4 protein-coding genes are annotated in these 4,356 nt (G+C 55.8%); all 4 read right to left on the bottom strand.

Annotated features, from left to right (window positions below; translation table 11 throughout):
* On the bottom strand, positions 1 to 652 hold a 652-nt coding region (locus H8Q75_RS06310; protein WP_297040932.1), incomplete at its 3' end, for a CbiX/SirB N-terminal domain-containing protein.
* On the bottom strand, positions 652 to 1,920 hold the full coding sequence (gene hisS, locus H8Q75_RS06315) for a histidine--tRNA ligase (RefSeq protein ID WP_024124931.1): 1,269 nt from the start codon (positions 1,918 to 1,920) through the stop codon (positions 652 to 654). The genes hisS and H8Q75_RS06310, both read right to left, overlap by 1 nt.
* 52 nt (positions 1,921 to 1,972) lie before the next feature.
* Positions 1,973 to 2,299: a resolvase gene (locus tag H8Q75_RS06320; protein ID WP_225871741.1), complete on the bottom strand. Its 327-nt coding sequence runs from the start codon at positions 2,297 to 2,299 to the stop codon at positions 1,973 to 1,975.
* Between the two features lie 106 nt (positions 2,300 to 2,405).
* Complete coding sequence (recN, locus tag H8Q75_RS06325) at positions 2,406 to 4,124, bottom strand: DNA repair protein RecN (protein WP_297040933.1); 1,719 nt, start codon at positions 4,122 to 4,124, stop codon at positions 2,406 to 2,408.
* Positions 4,125 to 4,356: the final 232 nt, after the last annotated feature.

Genomic DNA, 4,356 nt, shown 5'->3' on the forward strand with positions numbered 1-4,356 from the left:
GTTGAAGAACATTGATGAAGGAGGAGCTGGGTTGAATGGCCGGCACCAAGGAAACGCCGTGGTGGGGATACCTGACCTGCAGCAGGGTGAGTTGGCTGTGCACCTGATCAAGGGTTTTGCCACCAAAAAGAAAGTAGCCATAAATTTTGCTACTGGTATACCCCTGAGCCATCCGCGCCTCAATGGCATGGTCTAAACTTCCCGTTTGGGTCAGCAGGGCTGGATGCACACCACAGGTCTGACACAGTTCCTCAAACCAAGGGAGGACTTCAGGCCGACGGCTGCCATGGCCAAGGAGAATATGGGCAACTTCATCGGCAATCGCCCGTTTTAACCATGCTTGAAAGAGCGGCTGTCCCCCCAAGAAGGGGAGTAATTGAATGGGAAGCACCGGCTCGGCGGCCGCGATCGCCCGCGGTAGATCCACCACCACATGGTTGCCCGGCAATAGAAAGAGGGGTAGGATCACCATCCCCTTAGCCCCCTGAGCTTGTGCCTGCTGACTGAATTGGCGAATCTGCGCCGGCAGTGGTGCTCCTTCAAGGGTTCCCCAACTGAGGATGCCAAGAGGGGTGAGTTGCTGGCACAGGAATGCCATCGCTTGCTGCGGCTCCAGGGCAGGACTGCCGTGGCTAATGAGAAAGTAAGCCATCATGGGGAAGCAAGGAAGCGCGATCGCCAGTTTTCGCTCAAGAGTTCCTGTTGCGGCACCAAAACCTGCTCTCCAGAAGCCAACCACTTCACTTGCACAGTGCGATCCGTCGCTTCACTTTCGCCAATGACTAGACACACCGTGGCACCTACGCGATCGGCGCGTTTCACCTGCTTGCCAAAGGCACTACCGCTGAGATCTACTTCTACGGTATAGCCTTGATGCCGCAGTTGCTGGGCCAAGATCAGGCCTTGACGTTCAGCAGCTTCGCCACGGGTCACCATATAGAGGTAGGGCTGATTGCGCGGTGGCAGAGGGCGATCGCGCAAAAGTAAAATCAGCCGTTCCAGTCCCATGGCCCAACCAATTGCCGGGGTGGGTGGGCCACCCAGTTCCTCCACAAGGTGATCGTAGCGGCCACCGCCACAGACAGTTCCCTCATTCCCTAAGCTCACCTCCTGAAATTCAAAGGCGGTGTGGGTATAGTAATCGAGACCACGCACAAGGGCAGGGTTAATTTGGTAGGCAATGCCCAGAGCCTGCAGGAGGGATTGGACTTGCTCAAAATGGGCGCGCGATCGCGCACTCAGATAGTCCAAAAGCCGCGGCGCTTCCTTGACAATGGCTTGGGTGCGGGGGTCTTTGCTATCCAGAATCCGGAGGGGATTGCGGTGGAGGCGTTCTTGGGAATCGGGGTCTAACTCTCCTTTGTAGGGGGTGAGGTAATCCACCAAGGCTTGGCGATAGGCACTGCGATCCTCGCGATCGCCCACGGAGTTGAGCATCAGGGTTAACTCCTTTAGTCCCAGAGCCTGCAAAATATCCAAGGCCACCGCAATAACTTCGGCATCGGCACGGGGATCGGCACTCCCTAAAACTTCCACCCCCAACTGGTGAAACTGGCGGTAGCGACCGGATTGCGGCCGCTCATAGCGAAACATTGGCCCTAGGTACCACAGACGTTGCACACCCCCTTGGCTGTGGAGGCCATGCTCAATATAGGCGCGAACCACCCCCGCCGTGCCCTCTGGCCGCAGCGTCAGCGACCGTTGAGCGCGATCGCTAAAGGTGTACATCTCCTTACTGACAATATCGGTGGCCTCACCAATGCCCCGCTCAAACAGATGGGTTTGCTCAAAAATCGGAGTGCAAATTTCACGGTAGGCAGCGCGATCTAAAATTTGCCGAGCAATGGTTTCTAAATACTGCCAATAGACCCGCTCAGCGGGCAAAATATCGCGAGTTCCCCGTGGTGCTTGCAAACCCATGTGTGGTCAATGCGCAAATGAAACAGACGTCATTATACCTGCTTATACCTGCCTAGCTTCCTAGTAACTTCTCCACCCGCTCTAAAACCTCGCGAATGTGCTTTAATTCCCCAAGAATCTCCTTGAGGAGATTGTCGGTGGGATGAGGGGGGATTGTTTTTAATTCCACTTGGAGGGTAGTAATCCCCATCACATCACGGGCAAAGCGAGCCACTTCATTGGGGTGAAACAGCAGCGGTTGACGACGGCTCTGGCGATGCTCTGGATTGAGACGCTGGGGATCAAAGGGGGGATTAATTGTTTCATGACTAGTGTTCACATAACGGTAAATAGAGGCACGGGAGCGGCGGAGAGTTTGCTGCACCTGATCAATGGTCATTAACTCATCCCCCCCTACCGGATAGAAAGAACGCTGCATCGAGGACGGTCAGACGGCAATGTTACTATCAAACTTATTTTACTGTAAGAATATGGACATTACTGCGTTAAGTTTTCAGGCTAATTTCCTCAGCGGCGGGCGGAAGGGGTCGTTGTTGCTGTGCCAACAGGCCACGGGCAAATGAGAGGGCCATAGCGGAGCAATCGCCCCCCGCCAAATCCGCAAGGGCTTGGACACGTGCCTTATCGGTTAAGTATTGCACATGAATTGCCGTTGTGGAGGTGCTGGGGTCAATATCCTTGTGAACCCAATAGTGATGATCAGCCGCCGCCGCAATCAAGGATTGATGGGTAACACACAACACCTGATGGGTTTGCCCCAATCGGCTTAAACTCTCGGCGATCGCCCCCGCCACGCGGCCGGAGACGCCAACATCAATTTCATCGAAAATTAGCGTTTTCGGCGTTTGCTGTGTCGCCAAGCAGGTCTCCAACGCCAGTAGAAACCGACTCATTTCACCGCCAGAGGCAATCTCCCCCAGGGGTTGCAGGGGTTGGCCGGGGTTGGCACTCCAAAGAAAGGTGATCTCGTCACTCCCGCTACTACTGGCTTCTGTGGTTGTCAACTGCACCCTAAAACGAGCTTGGGGAAGCCCAAGGGGACAAAGGTGGGCAAGGAGGTCTTGTTGGAGGCGTTCTGCTGCCCCTTGCCGCAATTGGTGGAGTCGCTCACTCGCTTGCTCAAGAACTTGGCGCCGTTGGGCAACTTCGACCTCTAAGACCTCTTGGCTAGTGGCAGCATCCCTAAGGGCGGCTAATTCTGCTTGGATGCGATCGCGATAGGCAATGACACTGGCTAAATCGGCGCCATACTTGCGACACAGGCGTTGTAATTGGTGAATGCGCTGACCTAAGGCGTCCAGCATGGCTGGGTCCGCATCGAGGCGATCGGCATAGCTGCGCAGTTGGCGTGCCGCTTCTTCGGTGTGGGCGATCGCCCCTTCTAACAATTCCCCAATGGGTTGAAGCGCTGGATCCCAATCGGCAATGGATTGCAGCGCCCCTTGGGCTTGGGCGAGCAACGTCACCACACTGGGTTCGCCCTCGTAGAGGAGGTGATAGGCCCATTGGCTTTGGCTTTGCAGTTCCTGGACATGGCTGAGGCGTTGATAGTCCTGTTGCAACTGGCTGAGTTCCTCAGGGTCTTCCAGGGCGGCACCCAGCAGTTCTTGGAGTTGAAAGTGGAGTAAATCGAGTCGCTGCAGTCGCTGCTGTTCCTGAGCAACAAAGTCTTGCAATTCCCGTTGCCTCTGTTGCCATGCCCGATAGGCTTCTGCCACCCGCTGCCGCTGGGTCATTAGGGCCTCGCCCCCATAGCGATCGAGCCAATCCCGCTGTTGGGCAGCACTCGCCAGTTGCACCGCCTGTCCCTGAGCTGTGAGGTGCACAAGGTGGTGCCGCAGTTCCTGCAGTTGTTGCCGATTCACGAGCACGCCATTGACTCGACTGCGACTGCGAAACGTCTCACCCTTGAGACTAAACTCACGGCTACAAATCACCTCCTCCCCTTCAGCATCAATTTCTACGGTGGTCAGCCAGTCTCTCACTGGCGGGGTCAGGGTGAAACTAGCTTCGATACAGCCCTGCGCCGTTCCCGATCGCAACTGGCGTGCCGAGAGCTTTCCCCCTAGGAGGGCATCAATGGCATCGAGGAGGATTGACTTTCCTGCCCCTGTTTCCCCGGTGAGGACATTGAGCCCCCGCTGAAAGGTCACCTCTAGCTCCGCAACGAGAGCAAAGTTTTGAATCCGCAGCGTTTGTAGCATTGTGGCTCCACTAGAGCAACGGTTCTGGGGCAATCCTTGCGAAAAGGGCAGTAACCCACTTTTGGGATCGCGTGACTTGATTTTGTACCGCCGATTGGCCTACATAGTAGAAGGTAACATTTTGCAACAATGTGAGGAGCGACCGCGCGGATGATCACGGAGGCAGCGATCCCGGCCACGGTTCCCAAGGAATTTTTAGGTCCCCCGGTGGGCTTTAACCCCACCCTAGTGA

Source organism: Thermosynechococcus sp. OHK43 (genome assembly GCF_014466085.1).
Taxonomy (GTDB): domain Bacteria; phylum Cyanobacteriota; class Cyanobacteriia; order Thermosynechococcales; family Thermosynechococcaceae; genus Thermosynechococcus.